The sequence below is a fragment of the Psychrobacter sp. AOP5-GZ1-6 genome, from assembly GCF_052376345.1.
GTDB lineage: Bacteria > Pseudomonadota > Gammaproteobacteria > Pseudomonadales > Moraxellaceae > Psychrobacter.
Window position 1 is genome coordinate 1 of sequence record NZ_JBQSVP010000310.1, and the last position, 814, is coordinate 814.

Annotated in this window: 2 protein-coding genes; both read right to left on the reverse strand. The window is 41.6% G+C overall.

Features of this window, described 5'->3' with window-relative positions; genetic code table 11:
* Positions 1-17: 17 nt before the first annotated feature.
* The gene (locus tag ACT3RN_RS15950) at positions 18-413 is read right to left on the reverse strand and encodes a transposase family protein (RefSeq protein WP_192519212.1); all 396 of its coding nucleotides are present in this window, start codon (positions 411-413) and stop codon (positions 18-20) included.
* On the reverse strand, positions 410-814 hold a 405-nt coding region (locus ACT3RN_RS15955; protein ID WP_444518851.1), incomplete at its 5' end, for a helix-turn-helix domain-containing protein. The genes ACT3RN_RS15950 and ACT3RN_RS15955, both read right to left, overlap by 4 nt.

An 814-nucleotide genomic window follows, 5' to 3' on the forward strand; every position in this document is an offset into this window, starting at 1 on the left:
TAGACCTCTTGCAAAAGTCATAGGTTTAGCTCGAAATTAATGATACCAGCAAACAGCTTCATTCTAAGATCATAGCGCTGACGACGGTTACGATATTTATGAGCCACGATTTTGAACAACTTGATTAAGCCTATTTTGTGCTCAACCACAATACGGAATTTTGACAGATAGTGATTGGCCTGTTTGCATATCTCCAGTAACTGACCACCACGTGGCTTTTTAAAAGGGGTGAAGGTTTGCTTATGCAGCTTTGCTATACCCTGATAACCACTATCTGCTAGTAATTTAGCATTGTCAGGAAGCCAATCAGGACAAGTATCTTTATAGAGCTTAAAATCGTGGATTGACCCTTTGCAGGTTTGCACATCAAGTATCAACCCTGTTTGCCAATGAACGATAACCTGCGCTTTCAAGGTGTGTTGTTTTTTCTTACCGCTGTAGTAGTCTCTTTGGTTTTTTTTGGACGCTCAATTGGGGTTTCGGTCGCATCAACAATGACGACGCTCCAATTGATGTCATCATCGACGCGACTAGGGAGCTTTTTGGGCAATTCAAACTTGCCAGAGTCAATCAGGATGTCTTCTACTTTACGGATGATACGGCTAGCAGAAGATTCATGAATACCAAAGTCCATACTGATATGATAAAGCGTGCGGTATTCACGCCAATAAGTCAGGGCTAATAGTATTTGTGCTTTAAGACTGAGCACGCTTGGTCTGCCTGATTTGGTTTTAGATGCTTCATGCTTTTGCATGGCCTCAAGCATGTCATAAAAGGTGGCTTTATGAATGCCTGTATAGCGTTTAAAACTAGC